The 24329-nt window shown below is 64.8% G+C and carries 20 protein-coding genes; 13 read left to right on the top strand and 7 right to left on the bottom strand.

Translation table 11 applies throughout. From position 1 onward, the window contains the following. The first annotated feature begins 213 nt into the window (after positions 1-213). From ACKWRH_RS17770 to ACKWRH_RS17795, 6 genes are all read left to right on the top strand, one after another. On the top strand, positions 214-1188 hold the full coding sequence (locus tag ACKWRH_RS17770) for an AraC family transcriptional regulator (RefSeq protein ID WP_445221634.1): 975 nt from the start codon (positions 214-216) through the stop codon (positions 1186-1188). A gap of 133 nt (positions 1189-1321) precedes the next feature. Next, on the top strand, positions 1322-1570 hold the full coding sequence (locus tag ACKWRH_RS17775; protein ID WP_282518163.1) for a DUF6894 family protein: 249 nt from the start codon (positions 1322-1324) through the stop codon (positions 1568-1570). A 387-nt stretch (positions 1571-1957) separates the two neighbouring features. Beyond that, positions 1958-3070: a helix-turn-helix transcriptional regulator gene (locus ACKWRH_RS17780; protein WP_445221635.1), complete on the top strand. Its 1113-nt coding sequence runs from the start codon at positions 1958-1960 to the stop codon at positions 3068-3070. A 108-nt stretch (positions 3071-3178) separates the two neighbouring features. Beyond that, positions 3179-4297 carry a helix-turn-helix transcriptional regulator gene (locus tag ACKWRH_RS17785; protein ID WP_445221636.1) on the top strand — a complete coding sequence of 373 codons (1119 nt, stop codon included), beginning with the start codon at positions 3179-3181 and terminating at the stop codon, positions 4295-4297. Positions 4298-4527: 230 nt separating this feature from the next. Then, positions 4528-4785 carry a hypothetical protein gene (locus tag ACKWRH_RS17790; protein ID WP_445221637.1) on the top strand — a complete coding sequence of 86 codons (258 nt, stop codon included), beginning with the start codon at positions 4528-4530 and terminating at the stop codon, positions 4783-4785. A 193-nt stretch (positions 4786-4978) separates the two neighbouring features. Then, a complete protein-coding gene (locus ACKWRH_RS17795; RefSeq protein WP_445221638.1) occupies positions 4979-5707 on the top strand; it encodes a sulfite exporter TauE/SafE family protein in 729 nt (242 codons plus the stop codon). On the opposite strand, the gene ACKWRH_RS17800 is transcribed toward ACKWRH_RS17795, so the two are convergent. Together ACKWRH_RS17800 and ACKWRH_RS17805 are read right to left on the bottom strand one after the other, a co-directional pair. Further along, complete coding sequence (locus tag ACKWRH_RS17800) at positions 5704-8904, bottom strand: efflux RND transporter permease subunit (RefSeq protein ID WP_445221639.1); 3201 nt, start codon at positions 8902-8904, stop codon at positions 5704-5706. The two genes, ACKWRH_RS17795 and ACKWRH_RS17800, sit on opposite strands and share 4 nt — an antisense overlap. Positions 8905-9039: 135 nt before the next feature. Then, positions 9040-10284, bottom strand: coding sequence for an efflux RND transporter periplasmic adaptor subunit (locus ACKWRH_RS17805; protein WP_445221640.1), 1245 nt, complete (start codon positions 10282-10284; stop codon positions 9040-9042). Positions 10285-10485: 201 nt separating this feature from the next. On the opposite strand from ACKWRH_RS17805, the gene ACKWRH_RS17810 reads away from it, so the two are divergent. Continuing rightward, positions 10486-11091: a TetR/AcrR family transcriptional regulator gene (locus ACKWRH_RS17810; protein WP_445221641.1), complete on the top strand. Its 606-nt coding sequence runs from the start codon at positions 10486-10488 to the stop codon at positions 11089-11091. Positions 11092-11107: 16 nt separating this feature from the next. Here the strand turns inward: ACKWRH_RS17810 and ACKWRH_RS17815 are convergent, their stop codons facing one another. The 4 genes from ACKWRH_RS17815 to ACKWRH_RS17830 form a co-directional block, all read right to left on the bottom strand. Then, positions 11108-12595 carry an amidase gene (locus ACKWRH_RS17815; protein ID WP_445221642.1) on the bottom strand — a complete coding sequence of 496 codons (1488 nt, stop codon included), beginning with the start codon at positions 12593-12595 and terminating at the stop codon, positions 11108-11110. Between the two features lie 288 nt (positions 12596-12883). Further along, positions 12884-14251: an MFS transporter gene (locus ACKWRH_RS17820; protein ID WP_445221643.1), complete on the bottom strand. Its 1368-nt coding sequence runs from the start codon at positions 14249-14251 to the stop codon at positions 12884-12886. A 77-nt stretch (positions 14252-14328) separates the two neighbouring features. Continuing rightward, positions 14329-15858 carry an aldehyde dehydrogenase gene (locus tag ACKWRH_RS17825; RefSeq protein ID WP_445221644.1) on the bottom strand — a complete coding sequence of 510 codons (1530 nt, stop codon included), beginning with the start codon at positions 15856-15858 and terminating at the stop codon, positions 14329-14331. After that, the gene (locus tag ACKWRH_RS17830; protein WP_014496031.1) at positions 15855-16505 is read right to left on the bottom strand and encodes a GntR family transcriptional regulator; all 651 of its coding nucleotides are present in this window, start codon (positions 16503-16505) and stop codon (positions 15855-15857) included. The genes ACKWRH_RS17825 and ACKWRH_RS17830 overlap by 4 nt, the downstream gene beginning before the upstream one ends. Positions 16506-16661: 156 nt before the next feature. Here ACKWRH_RS17830 and ACKWRH_RS17835 point away from each other — a divergent pair, with 156 nt between their 5' ends. The 5 genes from ACKWRH_RS17835 to rnz all read left to right on the top strand — a co-directional run bounded on the left by ACKWRH_RS17835 (position 16662) and on the right by rnz (position 22431). Continuing rightward, a complete protein-coding gene (locus tag ACKWRH_RS17835; protein ID WP_445221645.1) occupies positions 16662-17435 on the top strand; it encodes an alpha/beta fold hydrolase in 774 nt (257 codons plus the stop codon). Between the two features lie 398 nt (positions 17436-17833). After that, positions 17834-19051 (top strand): multidrug effflux MFS transporter, encoded by a 1218-nt coding sequence (locus tag ACKWRH_RS17840; protein WP_445221646.1) that lies wholly within the window; start codon positions 17834-17836, stop codon positions 19049-19051. A 15-nt stretch (positions 19052-19066) separates the two neighbouring features. After that, a complete protein-coding gene (guaD, locus tag ACKWRH_RS17845) occupies positions 19067-20464 on the top strand; it encodes a guanine deaminase (protein WP_445221647.1) in 1398 nt (465 codons plus the stop codon). Positions 20465-20478: 14 nt separating this feature from the next. Further along, positions 20479-21462 (top strand): antibiotic biosynthesis monooxygenase, encoded by a 984-nt coding sequence (locus ACKWRH_RS17850; protein WP_445221648.1) that lies wholly within the window; start codon positions 20479-20481, stop codon positions 21460-21462. A gap of 66 nt (positions 21463-21528) precedes the next feature. Then, positions 21529-22431 carry a ribonuclease Z gene (gene rnz, locus ACKWRH_RS17855; protein WP_445221649.1) on the top strand — a complete coding sequence of 301 codons (903 nt, stop codon included), beginning with the start codon at positions 21529-21531 and terminating at the stop codon, positions 22429-22431. A 15-nt stretch (positions 22432-22446) separates the two neighbouring features. Here the strand turns inward: rnz and ACKWRH_RS17860 are convergent, their stop codons facing one another. Continuing rightward, entirely contained in the window at positions 22447-23268 is an 822-nt protein-coding gene (locus ACKWRH_RS17860; RefSeq protein WP_445221650.1) for an IclR family transcriptional regulator, read from the bottom strand. A 123-nt stretch (positions 23269-23391) separates the two neighbouring features. On the opposite strand from ACKWRH_RS17860, the gene ACKWRH_RS17865 reads away from it, so the two are divergent. Beyond that, positions 23392-24312, top strand: coding sequence for a dihydrodipicolinate synthase family protein (locus tag ACKWRH_RS17865; RefSeq protein WP_445221651.1), 921 nt, complete (start codon positions 23392-23394; stop codon positions 24310-24312). Positions 24313-24329: the final 17 nt, after the last annotated feature.

The raw sequence follows: 24329 nt of genomic DNA on the forward strand, positions 1-24329 counted from the left end.
GCGAGCCGCGCGGCGATGCGATCTCAATCCATTGTGATGAGCAGGATCGTCAGGTCCTCCGAACGTACGACGCGCGTCATTTGATACTTTCGTATATGGCGCCACTTGAATGAGAAAGGCAGCGTGCGCCATGGAGCAATGCGTGCCGGCACCGGACGCGGGTGCGGGAGACGACAGCGCGTGAGCGAGCCTGCCTGTCGGTTGGAGATTGCAGTGAGCGGCAAGGATGAATTTTCCATTCTCAATGTTTCGACGGACCACATTCCCGAAGACGAGCGCGTGCCGCTGCTGCGCGAATTCTACTGCCGCGGCGTGCTCAAGGCGGAGGTCGAGCCGACGGACGAAAAGCCGTTCGCCGCGAGCCTCACATCCCATGGCTTGCCGGACGTCCAGCTGGTGATCGGCGGGCTGGTCGGAGCGCGGGTCATCCGTACCAAGCAACTGGTCGTCGACGGCAACGATAGCCTTGGCCTGATGATCAACCGATCCGGCATCGTCGAAGTATCTGCGCGAGGACGAGATCTGAGGCTTCATCCCGGTGAGGCGGTTCTGACGAGCGCGGAGGACGCGACGATCTACGAGCGCCTCTCGCTTGGAAATTGTCTGTCGCTGCGCGTGCCGCGGCGGGTGCTGGCGCCCATGATCGTGGACATCGACGACACGGTGATGCGAATCATTCCGGAGCGCGCCGCCGGACTTCGCCTGCTGGTCGACTACGCGACCTCTCTGGTGCGCGAGCGCGCGTTCGCGGTGCCCGCATTGCGCCAGCTCGCTGTTGCACATCTCCATGATCTGATGGCGCGTGTTCTCGGCGCGACGGATGAGGTTCACGAGCTGGCCGGACGCCGAGGCGTCAGGGCCGCGCGGCTGCGGAAGGTGAAGTCCTTCATCGTCAACAATTGCTGGCAGCAGGACCTGTCGGTCGCGACCGTGGCGCTGGAGTTCGGCGTGACCACACGCTATCTCCAGCGGCTGTTCGAAGCCGACGGCAAGACGTTCTCGTCCTTCCTGACCGGGCAGCGCCTCAAGCGCGCCCATCGCATGCTGCGCGAGCCTGACTTCGCCGGGCGGCCGGTGAGCTCGATTGCCTACGACGTCGGCTTCGGCGATCTCTCTTATTTCAATCGTTGTTTCCGGCGGGCCTATGGCGCGACGCCCAGCGGCGTCAGGAGCGGCGAGGCGCTGTGACCACGCACGGTGCGCGGGCCGTGCGACCAGGCGGGTGCCTATCGTAGTGCGCGTATTCGGCCGACTACGTCTTCTGGCGCGGAGTAGAACGATGACGCTGTGTTTCGGACGGCGCCAGCAGTTGGAGTTGTGAATGCGCCGCTTCTTCTTTGATCTCCTGGTCGACAATGTCGTGAAGATCGATCCGGGCGGCATGGTCTTCGAGCAGGCCAGGGCCACGTTCGTCGTGGCCGACGAGATGGCGAGACATCTGTTTGTCTGGCGTGACGATCTGCGCGATCGCGACGCCTGGATCCGCGTCAGGGATGCCGGCGGACGAGAGGTCTATCGCGCCGCGGTCTGGTCGGAGAATTCCGAGAAGGTCGGCTGGGACCAGGCGTGACCGTCCCGTCAGGAGTGTCGCAACTCTGCATCAGTGCCGCACGAATTGGCTCTGTTCGTTCTGAGACGAAATCCGGTCGCGACCGTCCAAGTCGGAAGCGACGACCATTTCTACCTTGGCGTTCAACGAATCCAAATTCGCATGAGCCGGCGTCCTCCGATCGGAGGAGGTCGGCGACGACGTGCCTGCGCGCCGTGGGGCGAGACTGGTACGACGAAGGGTGGCGTTCGCGTCGCGTTCTGAGCCGGCATCAGCCCTGGCGGCTCGAACGCGACGCCCGCCGGCCGGGCTCCATCCGCCCGGCCGGCGCCTCATCCGATCGGAGGACGCCGCATGCTGTGGTTGTGGTAGGCTTGGTGATATTGATCACTCAGGCCATTTCAAGCCATGCACGGACCACGGAAGCTGCCCGAACTGGTCGAGTCCATCTATGACGCGGGGCTCGATCCCTCGTTGTGGAATAACGTCGTTGCCGGCATCCGGGATTTCGTCGGCGGGCAGGCCTGCGGGCTGTTTTCGAAGGATTCGATCAGCAAATTCGGCGTCACCCATTATTATTGCGGGGCCGATCCGCACTACATCCAGCTCTATTCTGAGACCCATTCGAAGTTCGATCCTCTGACGGTCCTGCCGCCGCATGGCGAGATCGTCAGCATCCCCGATCTCGTCAATTTCGACGAATATCGGAGAGGGCGCTTTTACCAGGAATGGATGCAGCCGCAGGGTTGCAGCGATGCGGCCAATGTCGTGCTCGAGAAATCGAGCTGCCCCGTGATGATGACGGTGCTGTCGGGCCGGCGCATGGTGGACCCGGCGATGAAGCATCGCCTCTCGCTGATCGTGCCGCACGCCAGCCGTGCGCTGTTGATCAACCGCGCCATCACCTCGCAATTGACGCTGGCGACGGCGCTGGCGGATGTCCTGGACAATCTGGCGTCCGGCATCTTCCTGCTCGATGCCTTCTGCCGGGTGGTGCATGCGAATTCGGCCGGCCACGCCCTGCTTGCCGCCGCCGACGTGATTCGGTCCGTTGCCGGGCAGCTCGTGACCAGCAGCGCTGAAGCCAATCAGATGCTGCGCGAGGCATTCGCGGCTCGCTGCGATATTGCCCTGCTTGCCGCAAGGGACCGTGCGATTCCGCTGCTTTCGCCCAGCGGCGAGCGTTATGTCGCGCACATCCTGCCGCTGTCTTCCGTGCTGCGAAATGGCAGCGAGCGGGGCGTCGATGCCGCCGGCGCGCTGCTCCTGCGCAAGGTGTCGCTTGGCGGACAGTCCTATGGCGAGCTGATCGCACGGACCTTCGATCTCACACCGGCCGAGCTGCGCGTGTTCCTGTCGATCGTCGAGGTCGGTGGCGTCCCGGAAACGGCGGCAGCGCTCGGTATCGCAGAAACCACGGCGAAGACGCATCTGCATCGGGTGTTCGCCAAGACCGGCGTTTCGCGTCAGGCCGATCTCGTCAAGCTCGCGGCCGGATTCTCCAATCCGCTCGTCAACTGATCGGTCAATCGCTGTCGGCGTTGAACCTTTTGCTCCCACGATAGACTCAATTGTGCCGCCGGGCATGACGAACATTCCGCTATCTCCAAGTCACCATTGGCTGTTCTGATGTCCCGACCTCCCAAACAGTCCGAGTTGATCGAGAATATATATGACGCGGGCCTCCACCCTGAGTTGTGGAGCGATGTCGTCGTCAGGCTCAATGCGTTCATCGGCAGCCAGGCTTGCGGGCTGATTTCGAAGGATCCGGTCAGCAAGTCCGGCGCGACGCATTATTACTGTGGTGTCGATCCGCACTACATCCAGCTCTATGCCGAGACCTATGCCCAGTACGATCCGCTGGCGCGGCTTCCTCGCTACGGCGAGGTTCGTAACATCCCCGATCTCGTGAATTTCGACGAATATCGCCGCGGGCGGTTCTATCAGGAATGGCTGCGGCCCCAGGGCTGCGTCGATGTCGCCAGCGTGGTTCTGGAACAGTCGAAGTCGCCGTGTCCGATGCTGATCACCGTGATCCCCGGCAAGGGGATGCTCGATGCGGAGCAGCGGGCGCGGATGCAATTCCTGGTTCCGCATGCGAGCCGGGCGCTGCTGATCAACCGGGCGATCGAGCGGAAGCAGCAGCGGGCGATTGCGCTCGCCGACGTCGTGGATCGGCTGAATGCCGGCGTCATCCTGCTCGATACGGCCTGCAACATCGTCCACAGCAATCCTGCCGCGGACACGTTGCTCGCCGCCGATGATGTCCTGCGGTCTGTCGCGGGCCGGCTGGCGGCACGATCTTCCGCGGTAAATTCGGCGCTGCGCGATATCTTCCGTGACGCAGGCGAGGTTGCCGTCGCGGCAGCTGCCGGGCGAAAGATTCCGCTGATGTCGCATGACGGCTCCTACTACGTCGCGCACGTCATCGCGCTGCCGTCGTTGTTGCGTGAAGGCGCGGCGGAGCGCACGTCGGCGGTCGGCGCCTTGTTGATCTGGAAGGCGGAACTCGACGGCCGCTCATGCGCCGGCCTCATCGACCGCGCGTTCGAGTTGACCCCTGCGGAGCTGAGGGTCATGCAATCGATCGTCGAGGTCGGCGGTGTGCCTGAGACGGCCGTGGCGCTCGGCATCGCGGAGACGACGGTGAAGACGCATCTGCATCGGGTGTTCGCGAAGACCGGCGTCTCGCGTCAGGCGGACCTCGTCAAGCTCGCGGCTGGATTCTCCAATCCGGTTCTGCACTGACGCGCATTCCGAAGGCGCAGGCGAGTCGCTCCGGCTCGCGATAGGTTCAAACAGCAGCATCATTAGAAAGTTATCGCGGGTCGTTCGATCGAATGACGCGATTCTCCGCGCTCTCTTCTACGAGAACTCACACGTCTTCTGTTCGACGCGTTCGACCTTCGTGTGAAGCAACTCACAGCAATCGGAAGTGAACCTCATCAATCTCTCGCACAAGTTGAGAGGAGGTTGTCATGCCAAACGCGTCACCAGCTACGGCCGGCAAGTTCCGCGACATCGTCGCGCGCATAGGCGCGGCATTCCGCGCGCAGCGCGAGATCGACGCGAAGCGCGCGTTGCGGCGCTACAGCCATTTGCTGGAGCAGTCGCATGAAACGTCGCGTTTGAATGAAATTATTCCTGTCTGCAATGAAGAGGATACTTTTGAAAATGCCAACAGAGTTGATCCGCGCGAGCGCGCGGCCGGCCGCACCACGTTCGAACGCGCGTAACGTCAATATTGTCGCCGCCGCGCTGACGGCGGCGCTCGTCACGCTTCAACTGGTCGAGCTGGCGATGCTGGAGCGTTCGCACGCGCAGCCGGTCTCTCGGCCTCTCCTGAATTCGCACGATGCGGAGCTCTGCACCGGGACTGCCGATGTCCCGGCGACGCAGACACCCTACGACTGACCCGGAGGACGCATCGTGCCTGATATCACGACCAGCCTTCTCGTGAGCGTCGCCGTATTCGCCGGCGCGTTCGTCTCGGGGCTCTCGGGCTTCGCGTTCTCGGCCGTGGCGGGCGCGATTCTGCTCCGCGTGTTTCAGCCGCTGGAGGCCGTGCCGCTGATGATGGCGTGCAGCATCGGCGTGCAGGCCACCAATCTGTGGGCGCTTCGGCGCAGCATCCGGTGGGAGGGCAGTCTGCTGCTGATCGTCGGCGGATTGATCGGCGTTCCCATCGCGGTGTCGCTGTTGCAATCCACCGACACGCATCTGCTCCGGCGCGGCTTCGGCATCATCGTCGCGCTCTATGCGGCCTATATGCTGCTGCGGCCGACGCTTGTGACGGCCGGTGAGGCAGTCGGCCGGCACTGGGTCGCGCTGATCGGGTTCGGGGGAGGGCTGGTCGGCGGCCTCACCGCGATGCCCGGCGCGATCCCCACGATCTGGTGCGACATGCGCGGCATGCCCAAGAGCGAGCAGCGCGGCCTGGTGCAGCCCTTCATTGCCGCGATGCAGGTCTTCGCGATCGCGCTGCTGGTCGGGCACCAGGACCTGTCGTCCAAGGTGTTCGTCGATCTCGCGATCAGCCTGCCTGCGCTGTTCGCCGGCTCAGCGCTCGGTGTGATCGCCTTTCACCGGGTCAACGAGACGGTCTTTCGCAAGACCGTGCTCGTTCTGTTGCTGATCTCGGGGATTTCCCTGATCTAGTGGCTTTGGGCTTCGGGAAGCCCCTGAACCGGCGCCGCGCTGATGTCGCTGCCGTGATGCACCAGCGGCTTGTTGCCGGTGATGGTTCGCAGCAGCACATAGAACACCGGCGTCAGGAACAGGCCGAACACGGTGACGCCGATCATGCCGGAGAACACCGCGACGCCCATCGCGCGCCGCATCTCCGAGCCGGCGCCGGTCGAGAGCACCAGCGGCAAGACGCCCATGATGAACGCCATCGACGTCATCAGGATCGGACGCAGCCGCAGTCGGCTCGCCTCGATCGCGGCCCGGATCGGCGTGCGTCCCGCGAATTCGAGCTCGCGCGCGAATTCGACGATCAGGATGGCGTTCTTGGCGGAGAGGCCGACCAGCACGATCAATCCGATCTGGGTGAAGACGTTGTTGTCGCCCTTCGAGATCCAGACCCCGAACATCGCAGCCAGCAGCCCCATCGGCACGATCATGATGATCGAGAGCGGCAAGGTCAGGCTCTCGTAGAGCGCCGCCAGCACCAGGAACACCAGCAGGATCGCCAGCGGGAACACCCAGAGGCCGGAATTGCCGGCGATGAACTCCTGATAGGTCAGGTCGGTCCATTCGAAGGCAAAGCCGGGCGGCAACGTCTCCGCCGCGATCCGCGTCGCGACCTCCTGCGCCTGGCCCGATGAAAAGCCGGGCGCTGCGGCCGCGTTGATGTCGGAGGACAAAAAGCCGTTGTAGCGGATCGCGCGCTCAGGTCCGGCGCTCTGGCGAATCGTCAGCAGCGCCGACAGCGGCACCATGTCGCCGGAGGACGAGCGCACCTTCAACTGCCTGATGTCGTCGGCGCGGGCGCGGAACGGCGCATCGGCCTGGACGTAGACGGAGTAGGTGCGGCCAAACTTGTTGAAGTCGTTGACGTAGTAGGAACCGAGGTAGATCTGCAGCGTGTTGAACACCTCGGTCACGGGCACGCCGAGCTGGAGCGCCTTGGTGCGGTCGATGTCGGCGAAGAGCTGGGGCACGTTGACCTGGAAGCTCGAGAACACGCCGGCGATCTCCGGCGCCTTCTGCATCGCCGCCATGAACGCCTTGGTCGCCTCGTTCAGCGCTTCATAGCCGAGACCGGCGCGGTCCTCGATCTGGAGCTTGAAACCGCCGATGGTGCCGAGGCCGTTGACCGGCGGCGGCGGGAACATGGCGATGAAGGCTTCCTGGATCCCGGAGTATTTCTTGTTGAGGTCGGCCGCGATCGCGTTGCCGCTCAGGGCCGGACCCTTGCGCTCGTCGAACGGTTTCAGCGTCGAGAACACGATGCCGGCATTGGACGAGTTGGTGAAGCCGGAGATCGACAGGCCGGGGAACGCGACAGAGCTCTCGACGCCGGGCTGGGTCAGCGCGATGTCGCTCATCTTGCGGATCACCTCCTCGGTACGGTCGAGCGTTGCGCCGTCAGGCAGCCGCGAGAAGCCGACCAGGTACTGCTTGTCCTGTCCGGGCACGAAGCCGCTCGGCACCTGCTGGAACAGCAAGGCGGTGAGGCCGACCAGGACCACATAGAGGCCCATCACCGCGGCCTTGCCCGAGATCACCTTGGTGACAGTGCCGCTGTAGTTCTCCGACGAACGCGTGAAGGCCTTGTTGAAGCCGCGGAAGAACCAGCCGAGGCTCTTTTCCATGATGATCGTCAGCCGGTCCTTCGGCTCGTTGTGGCCCTTGAGCAGCAGCGCCGACAGGGCCGGCGAGAGCGTCAGCGAGTTGACGGCGGAGATCACGGTCGAGATCGCGATGGTCAGCGCGAACTGCTTGTAGAACTGCCCGGTCAGGCCGGAGATGAAGGCGAGCGGCACGAACACCGCGATCAGCACCATCGCGATCGCGATGATCGGGCCGGAGACTTCGCGCATCGCCTGGTAGGTGGCGTCGCGCGGCGAGAGGCCACCCTCGATGTTGCGTTCGACGTTCTCGACCACGACGATGGCGTCGTCGACGACGATGCCGATCGCGAGCACGAGACCGAACAGGCTGAGCGCGTTGATGGAGAAGCCGAACACGTGCATCACCGCGAAGGTTCCGACGATCGACACCGGCACCGCCAGCAGCGGAATGATCGAGGCGCGCCAGGTCTGGAGGAACAGGATCACGACCAGCACCACCAGCGCGATCGCTTCCAGCAGCGTATGGATGACGGCCTCGATCGAGGAACGCACGAACTGGGTGGGGTCGTAGACGATCTGGTAGGACACGCCCTCGGGCATGTTCTTCTTGATCTCGGCCATGGTGGCGCGGACGTGGTCGGAGATCTCGAGCGCGTTGGAGCCCGGCGCCTGGAAGATCGGGATCGCCACCGCCTGCTTGTTGTCGAGCAGCGAACGCAGGCCGTATTCGGAGGCGCCAAGCTCGATGCGGGCGACGTCGCGCAGCCGCACCACTTCGCCGCGCGAGCCGGTCTTGACCACGATGTCGCCGAACTGCTCCTCGTTCGCGAGCCGTCCTTCCGCATTGACGGAGAGTTGCAGGTCGATGCCCTTGACGTTGGGGGAGGAGCCGACAACGCCGGCGGCGGCTTCGACGTTCTGCGCCTGGATCGACTTGACGATGTCGCTTGCGGTCAGGCCATGCTCGGCCGCCTTTTGCGGATCGACCCAGACCCGCATCGAATAATCGCCGGCGCCGTAGAGCTGGACATCGCCGACGCCGTCGATGCGCGCCAGCCGGTCCTTGACGTTGAGCACGGCATAGTTGCGCAAATACGTCATGTCGTAGCGATTGTTCGGCGACAGCAGATGCACGACCATGGTGAGGTCGGGGGACGATTTCTTGGTGATGATGCCGAGCTGACGCACCACGGCCGGCAGGCGTGGCTCGGCCTGCTGCACCCGGTTCTGCACCAGCTGCGTCGCCTTGTCGGGGTCGGTGCCGAGCCGGAATGTCACCGTCAGCGTCATCGCGCCGTCGGTGGTCGCCTGGCTCGACATGTAGAGCATGCCTTCGACGCCGTTGATCTGCTCCTCGATCGGGGTTGCCACCGTCTCCGCGATCACCTTGGGATTGGCGCCGGGATAGGTCGCGCGCACCAGCACCGAAGGCGGCACCACGTCCGGATATTCGGAGATCGGCATCGCGAACAGCGAGATCAGGCCTGCGAGGAAGATCAGGACGGACAGCACGCCGGCGAAGATCGGACGGTCGATAAAGAACTTTGAGAGATTCATGGCCTTGCCCCTGCAAGAGAGACAGCTCTCCCGTTACCGGGACGCGGGAAACGCCCGCGAACCCGGAATCGAGATGCGATGTCTTGGTAGCTCTATGACGTCGTTATTCCGGGCACGCGGTCCGGAATGATGTAACTAGCGCTGCACCACGTCCTGGTTGCTGTGGTTGGAGGCCTGCTGCGGTCCACGCGCACCCATCGCCGCGACCTCCGTCTTGAGGAGAGCACCAGGACGCACGCGCTGGAGACCGTTGACGATGATGCGATCACCGGGCTTCAGCCCCGCCGTCACGATGCGAAGGCCGTCGACCGAGCCGCCGAGCGTGATCGGTCGGTAGACCGCGCGGCTGTCGTCGCCGACCCCCATCACGAACTTCTTGTCCTGGTCCGTGCCGATCGCGCGCTCGTCGATCATCACCAGCGTCTGCTGCTTCGGCTGGCCCATGCGCACGCGGGCGAACTGGCCGGGGATGAGACGCCCGTCCTCGTTCTGGAATACCGCGCGGACACGGATGGTGCCGCTCTGCCCGTTGACCTGGTTGTCGATCAGCTGGATGTGGCCCTTCGCCGAGAGGCCGCCGGATGTCGTCATTTCCACCGGGATCTGGTCGAGATTGCCGCGCTTGCCGGAGGCATCCGCGATCGAATTCAGCGCGCGCAGCACGACCTCTTCATCCGCATCGAACGAGGCGTAGATCGGATTGACCGACACCAGCGAGGTCAGGACCGGGGAGGCGGTGCCGGCGGCGACGAGATTGCCGACGGTGATCTCGAACTTGCCGACCCGGCCGTCCACGGGCGCACGCACCTCGGTGTAGTCGAGATTGAGCTTCGCGGTCTGGAGCGTCGCTTCTGCCGCCTTCACGTTGGCGATGGCTTCGCGATTGGCATTGTCGCGCTGGTCGTAGTCACGCCGTGTGACCACGGCATTGCCGACCAGCTGCGCGCCGCGCTCGAGCTCGCTCTGGGTGAACACGACGCGCGCCTTGGCAGCCTCGAGCTGGGCGTTGGCCTTGTCGACCTCCGCGGCGTAAGGCGCCGGATCGATCTTGAACAGCACGTCGCCGGCCTTCACCAGCGCGCCTTCGGTGAAGTTGGTCGCAAGGATCGCACCCGCAACGCGGGGACGAAGCTCAACGCGGTTGATGGCCTCGAGCCGGCCGGAGAAATCGTCCCACAGCACGGTCTGCTTCGGTTCGATCATCGCGACCGTGACGGAGACGGCCTGCTCGGCAACGGCGGCCGTTGCCGTGGCTTGGGCGGCACGGAAGTAGTGGCCGGTCGCGATCGAGCCGGCCACGGCGAGGGCGCCCACGATGGCGACGCCGCCGAGGAGGCGGCGGAAACGGCCGGTGCGGGGGGAGTTTTGCGAGGGATGCATTTGCGCGCTCCAGATATGTAGTGTTCACTACAGATGTGGAGCTGGATGTCGCAGTGCAAGATACTTATGTACCATTCACTAAGAAAATTGTAGCGGCATACCGCAAGAATTGGAAGACGGCAGAGAAAATAAAGCTAGAACAAATAGATAGGATTCGGCGTTAAGCTTCAGGCAGAACGTGAATTCCGAGGAGACAGGCACATGGGCATGGGACGCCCCCGCGAATTCGACGCCGAAACGGCGTTGGACCAGGCGATGGAAGTGTTTTGGCGCCATGGCTATGAGGGCGCCACCATCGCCCAGCTCACCGAGGCCATGGGCATCAATCCCCCGAGCCTTTACGCCTGCTTCGGCAACAAGGAAGGCCTGCTGAAGGCCGCGCTCGACCGTTACACCAAATTGCGTGGCGTCTGGATGGACGAGGTGGTCGCGGCACCGACTGCCCGCGACGTTGCCGAGCGGATGCTGATGGGGATCGCCGACAAGCAGACCGATCCCGCCAATCCGCCCGGCTGCCTGCTCGTGCAGGGCGGCATCGCCTGCGGCAGCGGCTCCGAGAACGTCCCGTTCGAACTCGCCGCCCGCCGCGCCGAGAACGAAGACCAGCTCCGCGACCGCTTTGTTCGCGCCAAGGCCGAAGGCGATCTCAAGCCGAGCTCTGATCCCGCCGCGCTCGCGCGCTACGTCTCGGCCGTCTCCGTCGGCATGGGTGTGATGGCGTCCTCAGGCTCCGACCGCGAGGCGCTGCGTCAGGTCGCGAGCGTTGCCGTGCAGGCGGTCGAGGCGCAGTCGGCCGACAGAACGTGATGCCCGCCGGCCGTTGTCATTTTGAGGATTGCAACGACGGCGGCGCGACAAAGCCGCCGAACTCGCGTTCGATCAGTCCGGCCAGCGCAATCGTCGTGCGGTCCTCCAGATATGGCCCGATGATCTGGACGCCGATCGGCAGGCCCGACGGCGTGCGCTCGATCGGGACGGCGGTCGCAGGAAGTCCGCAGGTCGAGGCGGGGTCTGCCCAGATGAAGCACGCATCGGCGTAAGGGTGCAGCTTTCCGTCGATGTCCAGTTGCCGTGCGTCGAACGGCTCGGAGTGATCATGCGGAAAGGCCGGCACGGCGGCGGCCGGGTAGATCACGGCGTCGAACTCGCGGAAGAACTGCTGCCACCGTTGCTGCAACTGCAGGCGCGCCGCGTCGGTCGCCAGCCATTCGCGATGGATCATGCCCCAGCCGCGGGCGCGCTCGGCCTGCAGGCTGCGGTCGTCGGGCGAGAGTGCCGCGGCAACTCCTTGCGCCTCTGCGAGGGCGGCCGGTGTCAGGCGCGGGCTTCGCGCTGCGTTCAAGAGCTTCATGTAGAGCCGCGCGGAGTCGGCGAGATCGGGCAGCGACGTGCTCGCGCGCGCGACCCGCGCGCCTAATCGTTCGAGCCTCTCGGCCAGGCGACCGATGGCCGAACGCACGGCGTCTCCCGTCGGCATCAACGGATGCGTGTCGATCACGAGGATCCTGAAATCCTTGAGATCGTTGTGCCGCGGGGCCGGTAGCGCAAGGCGATAGCCGATCCCGTCGCGCGTCTCGTCGGGGCCGGCGATCACGTCGAGCGCCAGCGCGAGGTCGGAGGCGGTGCGCGCCATCGGCCCAACGACAGCCAGATCGCCCTGGCCCGGAACGGGAGGGGCCGGCGGCAGGCTGTAGCCGCGCAGCGGCACCAGGCCGAGGCTTGGCTTGTGTCCGAACACACCGCAGAAATGCGCAGGCACCCGGATCGAGCCGCCGATGTCCGAGCCGATCGAGAGCGGACCGAAACCCGCGGCGAGCGCCGCGCCCGATCCGCCTGAGGAGCCGCCGGGCGACCGGCCGAGGTCCCACGGGTTGTTCGTCGTCCCGTGGATGTCGTTGTAGCTCTGGAAGTCCCGCAAGCCGATCGGGATATTGGTCTTGCCGATGATGATTGCGCCTGCCGCCTTCAACCGCGAGACGACAAGGGCATCGTCCGCCGGCATAAAATCCCTGAAATGCGGGAAGCCCCATGTCGTCGGCAGGCCGGCGACGTTGAACGGTTCCTTGAGGGTCACGGGGATGCCGAGTAAAGGCGGTCGCTCGCCACGGCCAAGCGCGGCATCGGCGGCGCGTGCGGCCTCCCTCGCGCGATCGAAATCGCGAACGATCATCGCGTTGATGCGCCCGTCCAGCGCCTCGATGCGCGCGGTCGTATGCGCGAGCAACTCCGACGCGGACACTTTGCGCGCGTGCAGGGCGCTCAGCAGCGCGCTGATCGAGCCGTAGTCCGGGTCAACGTCATCTGCGGTCATCACGAGCTCCATTGTATCGCATCGTCTCGGCAAACCGATCCGGGTGCCGAACATGCAATTTTGGGAGCGAGTTGAGGAGGCGGCGCAACGGGAACCAGATCTGCCCGCCGGTCGGGACCGCGCCAGGGCGCGACAGTCTCCACAGCGTCATGGCCGGGCTTGTCCCGGCCATCCACGTCTTGCTACGCGGCACAAAGAACGTGGATGCCCGGGACAAGCCCGGGCATGACGACGTCCTGTGCCCCGACATCGAAGTCAGAGCGTCCGCAGTTCAACTAAGAGCGATACTCAGGACGCTTCCTTCAGCACCGGCGACGCGGATTCCTCCGCCTTGAGCTCCTCGAGGCTGCGATGCCGCGGCTCGATGCCCAGCGCCCAGACCGTGATGATCTGCACCACCAGCAGCCCGATCATCAGCGCCATGACGCCGGCCACGCCGCGCGTCTCGAACAGCGATACGACGAGGAACGGCGTGACGATGGTGGCGCCGCGCCCCAGCGTGTTGACGATGCCGGAGGCGCGCAGGCGGACCTCGGTCGGAAACAGTTCGGGGATATAGATGCCGAACAGGAGGGCGACCAGCACGTAGATCGGCACCGTTAGCGCGAAGCCCACAGCGGGCAGCAGGATCGGATCGGAGATCATGGGGTAGAGGATTCCGAGCATCACCGTGATCAGGGATGCGCCGATGATGGTCGGCTTGCGGCCCCAGCGGTCGGCGGTCAGCGCGCCGATGGCCGAGCCGACGGGCGCGCCGAGCGCCATCAGCAGCGAATAGCCGAACGAGGTCGCGATCGAGAGGCCCTGCTTGACGAAGAACACGGGCAGCCAGGTCACGAAGCCATAGAGCAGGGTGTTGATCGTGATCAGGCAGACGGCGCCGACGATCATCCGCGACAGCAAAGGCGCGGTGAATAGCGTGCCGAGATCGGCAGATGCCGGGACCGGTGTCGTGGCCGCGGGAGGCGGCAGGGGCTGACCCTGCGCGGCTTCCTTCTCGATGGTCTGCATCAGCGCTTCCGCCTCAGCGGTGCGTCCCACCGCTTCCAGCCAGCGCGGCGATTCCGGCAGCGACTTGCGCATGTACCACACCACGAGCGCGCCGACGCCGCCGAGCACGAACATGGAGCGCCAGCCGAATTGCGGCACCACCACGGACGCGACCAATAGCGCCACGGGCAAACCGGTGACGACGCACACGGTGGTGAAGCCGAGCCATTTGCCGCGGGTGCGCGCGGGCACGAATTCCGTCATCGTCGAATAGCCGACGACGTTCTCCGCCCCGAGCCCAACGCCCATCACGAAGCGGCAGGCGATCAGGAAGGCCATGTTCGGCGAGAACGCCGCGGCCAGGGAGGCAACGCCGAAAAGGAGCAAATTGAATTGATAGGTGAAGCGGCGTCCGTAGCGGTCGCCGAGGAAACCGGTGCCGAATGATCCCAGCATCATGCCGACGAAGGTCGCGGAGATGAAAACCGCATTCTGCGCGAGGGTCGAAAAGCCTGTCTTCAGCGTGACGCTGAGCACGGTCCCGGCGATATAGATGTCGAAACCGTCGAAGAACATTCCGATGCCGATCAGCAGCATGATGCGGCGGTGGAATGGCCCGATCGGCAGCCGATCCAGACGGCTGCCGGCGTTCACCGATGTCGACATATACGCTCTCCCTTGACTGCTGTTCTGGTTGATGCGGCCCGCCTTCTATGGGCGGTCGGCCGCTTGTCGTTTTCTTGCTAGTTCAGGCGCTGTTGGTTGGCCGTGTCGCGATACCAGTCGAACGGCTGCTCGTGGGTGGCGACCATCACGCTCTTGGTGTTGAAGTGGTCGTTGAAGCTCTCGGTGCCGCATTCGCGGCCGATGCCGGAATCGTCGACGCCGCCCCAGGGCGAAGCCGGGTCGAGACGGTGGTGATCATTGATCCAGACGATGCCGGCCTTGACGGAGGCGGCGACACGGTGCGCGCGGGCGACGTCACGGGTTCGGATGGCCGCGGCGAGGCCGAACGGCGAGTCGTTGGCAAGCCGCAGCGCATCGGCCTCGTCCTTGAACGGCGTCACCGAGGTGAAGGGACCGAACACTTCCTCCTGGAAGATGCGCATGTTGGATGTGACGTCGACGAACACGGTCGGCTCGACGAAATAGCCGTTGTCGTGGCCCGGCACCTTCGCGGCAACGCCGCCGGTGACGAGACGCGCGCCATCCTCATGGCCGTAGCCTACGTAGGTGAGAACGCGGTCGCGCTGCCGGGCGGAGATCACGGGGCCCATTTGGGTGTTCGCATTGAAGGGATCGCCCACGCGGATCGTGCGGGTCTTGGCCTGCAGTTTCTCGACGAATTCGTCATAGATCGAAGCCTGGACGATGTGGCGCGAGGCGCAGACGCAGGTCTGTCCGGCGCCGATGAACGCGCCAAACGCGGCGTAGTTGACGGCGCGGTCGACGTCGAAATCATCGAACACCATCACCGGCGTCTTGCCGCCGAGCTCCATGGTTTGATGCGCGAACACTTTTGCGGCCGCGCTGCCGGCGATGCGGCCGGCCTCGGTGCCGCCGGTCAGGACCAGCTTGTTGATGTCCGCGTGCTCGGCCAGCATCTTGCCGGCGCTCTGGCCGAGGCCGAGAACGATGTTGAAGACGCCCGGCGGGAGGCCGGCTTCGGTGAAGATCTGCGCGAGCTTCAACGTCGTCAGCGGTGTGTATTCGGACGGCTTGACCACGGTGACGCATCCGGTCGCCAGCACCACGGCCAGCGACTTGCACAGGATCATCAGCGGATGGTTGAACGGCGTGCAATTGGCGACGATGCCGATTGGGGTGCGAAGCGTATAGTTCAGGTAGGCGCCTTCGACGGGGATGACGGAGTCGCGTCGCGCCAGCGCAACGCCGGCAAAGTAGCGGAAGAAATCGGGCAGGCGGGACAGCTGGGCGCGGGTCTCGTTGATCGGCCGGCCGTTGTTGAGGGTTTCCAGCCGGTACAGGCTGTCGAGATTGGCCTCGAAGGCATCGGCGAGCTTGTTGACCAGTCGGGCACGCGCGCGTGTGTCCATGCCGCCCCAGGCTTTGCCTTCGAACGCCGCGCGTGCACTCTTCATCGCGCGGTCGATGTCCTCGGCGGTCGAATTGGGGATGCGAGCGATGACGTCGCCGGTCGCGGGATTGCGGACGTCGAGCATCACGCCGTTGCCGGCTTCCACTTCACGTCCGTCGATGAAATTGCCATGGATTTCGACGTCGATCGACGCAGGTTTCGATGGAATGTTCATGATGACCTCTCCTCGACGATGACGGCGTTGCGCTTGAGCGCCGGCAGAACGCGTTTTTCGGTGGCCCCGATATGGGCCTTGATGATGCGCGCCGCGGTTCGCGTTTCGCGGCTCTGCATGGCGTCGATCAGGGCAACGTGCTCGGCGACGAGCTTTGCCGGGTCGTGCCCCTTCAGATTGGACACGCTGACGCGGACCAGCCGGTCGGCCTGGCCGATCAGGTCGCACAGTGCCGTCGCCATGCGGCGATTGCCGGACGCATGAGCCAGCGCGGAGTGGAAGCCGCGGTTGTAGGCGATGAAGTCTTCGTGGTCGCCGGAGAAGCGGCGAAATTCATCGAGTGATTTCAGGACGCTGTCGGGAGCGCTCTCGATCGCCTCAGCGACGCAGGCCGGCTCCAGCGCAAGACGGAAGCGCAGGAGGTCGCGGGCGTCCGACAGCGAGATCGGCGTGACCCGGTAGCCCTGGCGCGGCTGCACCGTCACCAGATGCTCGCGCTGCAGCCTCAAAAGCGCATCCCGAACCGGTTGGCGGCTCACCGAATAGCGTTCGGCCAGATCCTGCTCCCGCATTTCATCGCCCGGAGCGAATCGACAGGCTAAAATATCAGATCTGAGAAGGTCGTAGATGTTTTCGCGCAAAAGCATGATTCTAGGAACCTCGTTGGGTCCAATTTGGCAATCCTGATATTTCACGTCAAGAGCCAAGTGCTTGAATTCCCCGACAGTTGATTTATCAATCGGGGGCCTCCACGGCACGCGAACGGGTGTGATCCCGCCGACGAAGTTAAGGAAAGACCGGACATGGACAGGCTTCTTGCCAACGGGACCGTCAACGCCGCGCAATCGGGCGAGGGGCCGCCGCTGTTTCTCTTCCACTCGCTGTTGTCGGACCGCGCGAGCTTCGATGCGATCGTGCCCGAGCTTGAGGGATCGTTTCGCACCATCGTGCCGGAGCTGCCGGGGTTCGGCCGCTCACGCGCGGTCGGGGGCGGGCTCGTCGTTGTCGCGGACAGGCTGGCGGAGGCCGTGAAGGAGGCTGCGGGCGGTGCGCCGGCGATCGTGCTCGGCAATGGCTATGGCGGCTTCGTCGCCTTGCAGATGGCGATCCGGCACCCGGAGATCGCCAGCAAGCTCGTCCTCGCCGATTGCGGCGCGGCGTTCTCGGAGCCCGGCCGCGAGGCGTTTCGCAACATGGCGATGGTCTCGCGGGAGAAGGGCCTCGAGGCGATCACTGACGTTGCGATGCGGCGTCTGTTTGCGCCCGAGTTTCAGGAGCAGCACCCCGAACTGATGCGCGGGCGGCGTGAGGCGTTTCTGCAGACGGATCCCGATGTGTTTCGCAACGCATGCGACGCGTTGGCAAGCCTCGATCTCCGCGCCGAACTTGCCGCCGTGAAAGTTCCTGTCCTCGTTCTGGTCGGTGAGCACGACGAAGCGACGCCTCCGCCAATGTCGCACGAGCTGGCCGCCGGTTTGCCGCGTGCCGAACTCAAGGTCATTCCAGGCTGCGCGCACGTGCCGCAGCTTCAGTCGCCGCGGCAGTTTCTCGGAGCTCTCAAGGGTTTCCTGCTTTGATCTGCGCCTGGCCGATGCCGACCCTGCGCTCGAAACGGCGATGCCTTCCGAACGGTTAATGGCTTCTGTGGACGGCGAATTCACAAGCGGGGATGGTGCAATCCTGCGCCTGTTTTGCCCGACGTGTCAAACGTCCCAAGGGGGCTAGGCTCGCGCCATGCCGGAGCGAAATTCTTCAATGATTTGTACTGTGCATGGGGTTGTTTTCGCATTTTTTGTTGGAGCATCCCCAGGCAGCGAGGAGCAGAGCATCAGCCGCCCGCATTGAAGCGGACCCCCTAAGAGTTTTTACACACAGTTCTGGCACGCTCCGCGCGTCAATATCCGCAACCTGCATCGTTGCCTCTCATCGCGCGCACGAAAAGACGGGACCTGCGGGCATCGAGGGGGCGTGAGCCATGACTGCAGTTGCTTCGGACGCTGGTCGCGCGAAGGGCGGGATCGTGCCGATCCTGCTATGCGTGGTGCCGTTCAGTCAGATTCCGCTCGATGCCTATACGCCGGGCCTGCCGCAGATGGTGGTGGATCTCGCAACCGATTCCGCGTCGATGCAGAACACCGTCACCGCCTACATGCTCGGCATGAGTCTGGCGCTGGTGCCGGTCGGCATCGCCTCCGACACGCTCGGCCGCCGCAACGTCCTGCTCGCAGGGCTATCGGTTCTCATCGCGATGAGCATCGCCTGTGCGCTCGCCACCAGCGCATCGCTGCTGCTCGCGCTGCGCTTCCTGCAGGGCGTCGGCGGCTGCACCTGCCTCGTCGTCGCCTATGCGGTTGCGGCCGACTGCTTTCGTGGCCGCGAGCTCACGGCGATCTCGGGACTGCTTGGTGCTGCCTGGGGGCTTGCACCCGTGCTCGCACCGGCGGCCGGCGGCTTCATCGTCGAGCTGACGTCCTGGCGCGGGGTCTTCGTCATCATCGCCATCGCCGCGGCCATCGTTGCTGCGATCGTCGTGCTGCTTCTGCCCGAGACGCTGCCGGCCGAGCGACGCGCGCCGTTCGATCCGCGCCGCACGGTGAGTATTCTCCGCGAAGCGCTCGTCCGTCCGGGGTTCCTGGCCTTCGTGCTGGTGTTCGCCGCCGCCGCCAGCGCGCAACTGGCGTTCGGCGTCGTCGCGCCCTTCTTCTACCAGACCGGCCTCGGTTATTCCGCGGCCATCTACGGCCTCGTCGCGCTCGGCCTTGGCGGCGTGAATCTCGCCGGCGAGCTCGGCTGCGCGCACTTCGCGAGCTGGATGCCGGCCCGCGTGATGGGTTTTGGCGCCTTCGCGCTGTTTCTCGCCGGCGCTTTGGTCCTGACCGCAACCGGCATGACCCTCGGCCTTGATTTTGCGTCGATCACGATCGGCGGCGCGCTGGTGCTCGGCGGCTGCGGCGTGCTGTGCCCGATGATGTACGGCATGGCGCTTGGCCTGTTCGAGCGCGACCACGGCCTGATCGGCGGCCTCATCAGCGCGCTCTGCTATCTCGCGGTGAGCGGCGCCATGGCGATCGCCGCAGTGTTGCCCGAAGCGACGCAGGCGCCGATCGGCTGGCTTTATCTCGGCCTCTGCGCCGTCGCAGGCACGCTGCTCGCGATCTCGCTGCCTGCGGCGCGCCACGCCACACAGACTTAAGGAAGGAACCAATTCATGACCACCGTTGGTATTCGCGGCACGTTCTTCGACTTCGTCGACGATCCCTGGAAGCACATCGGCAACGAGCAGGCTGCCGCGCGTTTCCACCAGGACGGCCTGATGGTCGTCACGGATGGTGTCATCAAGGCCTTCGGGCCCCATGACAAGATTGCCGCCGCGCATCCGGGCGTCGAGATCACCCATATCAAGGACCGCATCATCGTCCCGGGCTTCATCGACGGCCACATCCATCTGCCGCAGACGCGCGTGTTAGGTGCCTATGGCGAACAGCTGCTGCCGTGGCTCCAGAAGTCGATCTACCCCGAGGAGATCAAGTACAAAGATCGCAACTACGCGCGCGAGGGCGTGAAGCGTTTTCTCGACGCTCTGCTCGCCGCCGGCACCACCACCTGCCAGGCCTTCACCAGCTCCTCGCCGGTCGCGACCGAAGAGCTGTTCGAGGAAGCGGCCCGCCGCAACATGCGCGTGATCGCGGGCCTTACCGGGATCGACCGCAACGCGCCGGCCGAGTTCATCGACACGCCCGAAAACTTCTATCGTGACAGCAAGCGGCTGATCGCGCAGTACCACAACAAGGGCCGCAACCTCTACGCCATCACGCCACGCTTCGCCTTCGGCGCCTCGCCGGAGCTGCTCAAGGCATGTCAGCGCCTCAAGCACGAGCATCCGGACTGCTGGGTCAACACCCACATCTCCGAGAACCCGGCCGAATGCAGCGGCGTGCTGGTCGAGCATCCGGACTGCCAGGACTATCTCGGCGTCTACGAGAAGTTCGACCTGGTCGGTCCAAAATTCTCCGGCGGCCACGGTGTCTATCTCTCGAACAACGAGTTCCGCCGCATGTCGAAGAAGGGCGCGGCGGTGGTGTTCTGCCCGTGCTCGAACCTGTTCCTCGGCAGCGGCCTGTTCCGCCTCGGCCGCACCACCGATCCCGAGCATCGCGTCAAGATGTCGTTCGGCACCGACGTCGGCGGCGGCAACCGCTTCTCGATGATCTCCGTGCTCGATGACGCCTACAAGGTCGGCATGTGCAACAACACGATGCTCGACGGCAGCATCGATCCGGCGCGCAAGGATCTCGCCGAGGCCGAGCGCAACAAGCTCTCGCCCTATCGCGGCTTCTGGTCGGTCACGCTCGGCGGTGCCGAAGGCCTCTACATCGACGACAAGCTCGGCAATTTCGAGGCCGGCAAGGAGGCCGATTTCGTCGCGCTCGATCCGAATGGCGGCCCGGTGGCGCAGCCCTGGCATCAGTCACTGATCGCCGACGGTGCTGGTCCGCGCACGGTCGACGAAGCCGCGAACATGCTGTTCGCCGTCATGATGGTCGGCGACGATCGCTGCGTCGACGAGACCTGGGTGATGGGCAAGCGCCTCTACAAGAAGAGCTGAAGCGGACGGTCGCGATGAGCGCATCTCCGGATCCGGCGGCCCAGGCGGTCGCCCTCGTCATCCAGCGCCGCATCGCCGACGACGGCTTTGCCGCGTTCGCGCGGTGGAACGGCGAGGTCGGCGAGGCGCTGAAGGCGTGGCCCGGCTTCCTCAGCCAGGAGGTCGTGCCGCCGCAGCCGCCGGCGCATGTGGACTGGGTGACCATCCTGCGTTTCGCGAACCCGGCCGCTGCCCGCGCCTGGCTTCAGAGCGATGTACGGGCGCGGTTGATCGCGGACGTGCAGCGCTTCTTCGTCGGATCGGAGGACGTCCATATCCTTCCCGACACCGGCGTTCAGCGCGACAGCGCAGTCTCCGCCGTCATCTCCTTCAAGGTGCCGGATGGACTCGAGGATGCGTTCCTCAAATGGCAGCAGCGCATCCAGGCCGCAGAGGCCGAGTTCAGGGGGTTCCTGCGCCACAAGATCGAGCGGCCTATCCCGGGCCTGCACGACGAGTGGATCGTCATCCTGTCGTTCGACAGCGATGCCAACCTCAATGCATGGCTCGACTCGCCCTTGCGGCAGACGCTGCTTGAGGAAGGCGCGCGCTTCAACGCCGGCATGAACGTGAAGCGGGCAAGCTACGGCTTCAATTTCTGGTTCCCGGCCGGGAAGACGCAGGCGCCGGAGCAAGGGCCAGGCCTGATCTGGAAGAGCAACCTCATCGTCCTGCTGGTGCTCTATCCCGTGGTCTATCTCTGGGGCTATTTCGTCAGCGCGCCGCTGATCGATAGCCATGGCGTGCCGGTCTGGCTGTCGCTGTTCGTCGGCAATCTCGTGAGTACCCAGCTGCTCGGCTGGTTTCTCGTGCCGGCCGCCTTCAGGGCGCTCGACTGGTGGATCAAGCCAAAGGCAGCGCTCGGCCGCCAGATCGCGGGATATGCACTGCTTGCCGCGCTCTATGCGGGCTCGATGGCCCTGTACGCGCTGCTGCTCGCATGGCATTGGGGACGGTGAGGCCATCCACCGTGCGGACCGTTGAGGGGCTGTCGGGGAGAGGTCGGTCTCTGGACGCTGACGACCATGTTCGCCCTGACATTTCTCGGGACTTCGGCAAGCGTTCCCTCAGTGGAGCGCAACCATCCGGCCCTTCTGGTGGAGGCCGCCGGCAAGCGCATCCTGGTTGATTGCGGCGAGGGCACGCAGCGCCAGTTGCTACGCAGTGGCGCCGGCTTTCGCCGGCTCGACCGCATCCTGCTGACGCACGGTCATCTCGATCACGTGCTCGGCATCCCCGGTCTCTTCTCGACGCTGGGGTTGCGGCAGAACTCCGACGTGATGACCGTTCATGCGGGTCCGGGCACGCTCGACATCGTTGTTCGCATGCTCGCGGGCTTGTGGGGCGCGGGCAGGGCGCCGATCTCCGTGGCGTTCGCGCCGCTGACCGAGGGACAAGTCATCGATGCCGGCGACTTCACCATCGACTGCTTTCCAGTCCGCCACCGCGACACCGACAGCTTTGGCTTCTCTTTCCAAAGTCCCGCGCGCCGTCACCTTCTGCCCGAGCGCCTCGCGTCGCTCAGTGTCCCGGACGGGCCGATGCGCGGAGAGCTGGCCGCCGGACGGCCGGTCGTGATCGCCGGCCGAACGATTGATCCGGAGGACGTCCTGGGCTCGCCGGGCGTCGGCAGGAAGCTCGTCGTGGTCGGCGACACTGAAACCACTGATGGTCTATCTCGACATGTCGCCGACGCCGACTTGCTGGTGATCGAGGCGACGTTCCTCGATCGTGACGCCGCAACCGCGCGGGACTACGGCCATCTCACCGCGACCGAAGCCGCTTCGTTTGCCGCTGCCAACAACGTCAAGCAACTCGTGCTGGTCCACATGTCGGGACGATACGAGAATGAAGAGATCTTGGCGGAGGCGACAAAGGTGTTTCCGAATACGCGGATCGCCGCCGACTTCGATCACATCGTGATCTAGTCGCCATCACCGCACTCAGCTCGTCAATCCCGACTTGATCGCGAGATCCTGCACTTGGGCCGTCGTCTGCATCAGCCGCGGCAGTGCCTCGTCGCGGAAGGCCGCCATGTCCATGCGCATCGCATCGACCGTGACACTCAGGCCGCCGATCACAAAACCCTGAGCGTCGAAGATCGGCGTTGCCAGCGTGCGCAGGCCATAGGCATTCTCGCCATCGGAGACGGCATGGCCTTTTTTCTTCACCTGATCGAGCCGGGCGAGCAGTGCGTCGAGATCGGTCAGCGTTCGCTCCGACAGTTTGACGCGAGGACGCAACTCGAGCCGCTCGATCTGCTGGTCGCGCGGCAGATGCGCCAGCATGACATGGCCGAGTGCGGCGCTGTAGGCTGGAATGCGCGTGCCCGGCCGGCGGTCCATCTTGTGACGGTCGAGGCCGGCACCGACGCGCGCGAGATAGACCACGTCGCCGCCATCGAGAATGCCGAGCGAGGCGGCATCGCCGACCGCCGGGACGAGGTCGCGCAGCAGCGGCTCGACGATCGGCCGCAACGAGCCGTGCGACAGCACGGTGTAGCCGAGGTCGAGACAGGCGACGCCGAGACGGAACCGGCGGCTTTGCGGAACGGCCTGGAGATAGCCGAGCTCGGTCAGTGTTTGAATCAGGCGGAACGCCGTCCCGCGATCGAGATCGGCCCGTGCGGCAATCTCACTCAGGGTCAGCTCGAAGGCCTCGCTGCTGAAACTCTTGAGCACCGCGAAGGCCTTCCCAACGGAAGCGACGTGGTTTTTAAGGTTTTTCCGCGACGAGTCCGCTACGCGCTTTGCAGCCTTGGTCATGCTCGAATGCCCCGCCATGACAGCCATGCCCTTGACGTCGGGCCGAGCTGATTTTACGACTGCACCAGCAAATAACAAATGTTCGCATTCCGAACAACATCGTTCTGACGATCGGAGGAAGTTTTGTCGACATCATCGCTGCACCCTCATGGCGTGTTCTCCGCCGCGTTGACGCCGCTCGACGCCGAGCTCGCGCCCGATCACGCACGTTTCGTGGAGCATTGCCGCTACCTCCTGGATGAGGGTTGCGACGGCATAGCGATGCTGGGCACGACGGGTGAGGCGAACTCCTTTTCGGTGGCCGAACGCACCGCGCTGCTGGAGGCGGTGGTGGCTGCCGGCATCGCGCCGCGGCGGCTTTTGCCCGGCACCGGCGTTGCCGCGCTCAGCGATACCGTCGCGCTGACGCGCCACGCCCTCTCGGTCGGCGTCGACACCGTGGTGATGCTGCCGCCGTTCTACTACAAGAATGTCACCGATGACGGCATTTTCGCCTCCTACAGCGAGGTGGTTCAGCGCATCGGTGATGCGCGCCTGAAAGTCGTCCTCTATCACTACCCGCAGATGTCGGCGCAGCCGATCTCGCATGCGCTGATCGAGCGGCTGCGCAAGGCCTATCCGGCGACGTTCACCGGCATCAAGGATTCGTCCGGCGACTTCGCGAACATGACCGCGATGGTGGAACGCTTCCCCGGCTTCGCGGTCCTCGGCGGCGCCGATCCGCTGATGCTGCCGCTGCTGCGCAAGGGCGGCGCGGGCTGCATCACCGCGACCTCCAATGTCGTCGCGCGCAGCCTTGCCTATGTCTTCAAGCACTTTGGCGACAGCGACGACGATCCGGCGCTCAAGGCGGCGCAGGCGCGCATCGTGAAGGCGCGCGAGCTGGTCTCGCAATTTCCGCAGATGGCCTCGCTGAAGGCGCTTGCGGCTGATCGCACCAAGCATGCCGGTTGGCAGCGCCTTCGGCCGCCGCTGGAGTCCCTGCCGCCGGACCAGCTGAAACAGCTGCTTGCGAATGCTGCGGCATTCGCAGCCTCCGCCTAAGCGCGGTACGGACGACG

It is taken from the genome of Bradyrhizobium sp. Pa8, from assembly GCF_052588265.1.

Coding starts and splice junctions, on each gene's coding strand:
- ACKWRH_RS17775 (WP_282518163.1), top strand. CDS start 1,322: ATGCGCCGCTTCTTCTTTGATCTCCTGGTCGACAATGTCGTGAAGATC.
- ACKWRH_RS17780 (WP_445221635.1), top strand. CDS start 1,958: ATGCACGGACCACGGAAGCTGCCCGAACTGGTCGAGTCCATCTATGAC.
- ACKWRH_RS17785 (WP_445221636.1), top strand. CDS start 3,179: ATGTCCCGACCTCCCAAACAGTCCGAGTTGATCGAGAATATATATGAC.
- ACKWRH_RS17790 (WP_445221637.1), top strand. CDS start 4,528: ATGCCAAACGCGTCACCAGCTACGGCCGGCAAGTTCCGCGACATCGTC.
- ACKWRH_RS17800 (WP_445221639.1), bottom strand. CDS start 8,904: ATGAATCTCTCAAAGTTCTTTATCGACCGTCCGATCTTCGCCGGCGTG.
- ACKWRH_RS17805 (WP_445221640.1), bottom strand. CDS start 10,284: ATGCATCCCTCGCAAAACTCCCCCCGCACCGGCCGTTTCCGCCGCCTC.
- ACKWRH_RS17810 (WP_445221641.1), top strand. CDS start 10,486: ATGGGCATGGGACGCCCCCGCGAATTCGACGCCGAAACGGCGTTGGAC.
- ACKWRH_RS17815 (WP_445221642.1), bottom strand. CDS start 12,595: ATGACCGCAGATGACGTTGACCCGGACTACGGCTCGATCAGCGCGCTG.
- ACKWRH_RS17820 (WP_445221643.1), bottom strand. CDS start 14,251: ATGTCGACATCGGTGAACGCCGGCAGCCGTCTGGATCGGCTGCCGATC.
- ACKWRH_RS17825 (WP_445221644.1), bottom strand. CDS start 15,858: ATGAACATTCCATCGAAACCTGCGTCGATCGACGTCGAAATCCATGGC.
- ACKWRH_RS17830 (WP_014496031.1), bottom strand. CDS start 16,505: ATGCTTTTGCGCGAAAACATCTACGACCTTCTCAGATCTGATATTTTA.
- ACKWRH_RS17835 (WP_445221645.1), top strand. CDS start 16,662: ATGGACAGGCTTCTTGCCAACGGGACCGTCAACGCCGCGCAATCGGGC.
- ACKWRH_RS17840 (WP_445221646.1), top strand. CDS start 17,834: ATGACTGCAGTTGCTTCGGACGCTGGTCGCGCGAAGGGCGGGATCGTG.
- guaD (WP_445221647.1), top strand. CDS start 19,067: ATGACCACCGTTGGTATTCGCGGCACGTTCTTCGACTTCGTCGACGAT.
- ACKWRH_RS17850 (WP_445221648.1), top strand. CDS start 20,479: ATGAGCGCATCTCCGGATCCGGCGGCCCAGGCGGTCGCCCTCGTCATC.
- rnz (WP_445221649.1), top strand. CDS start 21,529: ATGTTCGCCCTGACATTTCTCGGGACTTCGGCAAGCGTTCCCTCAGTG.
- ACKWRH_RS17860 (WP_445221650.1), bottom strand. CDS start 23,268: ATGACCAAGGCTGCAAAGCGCGTAGCGGACTCGTCGCGGAAAAACCTT.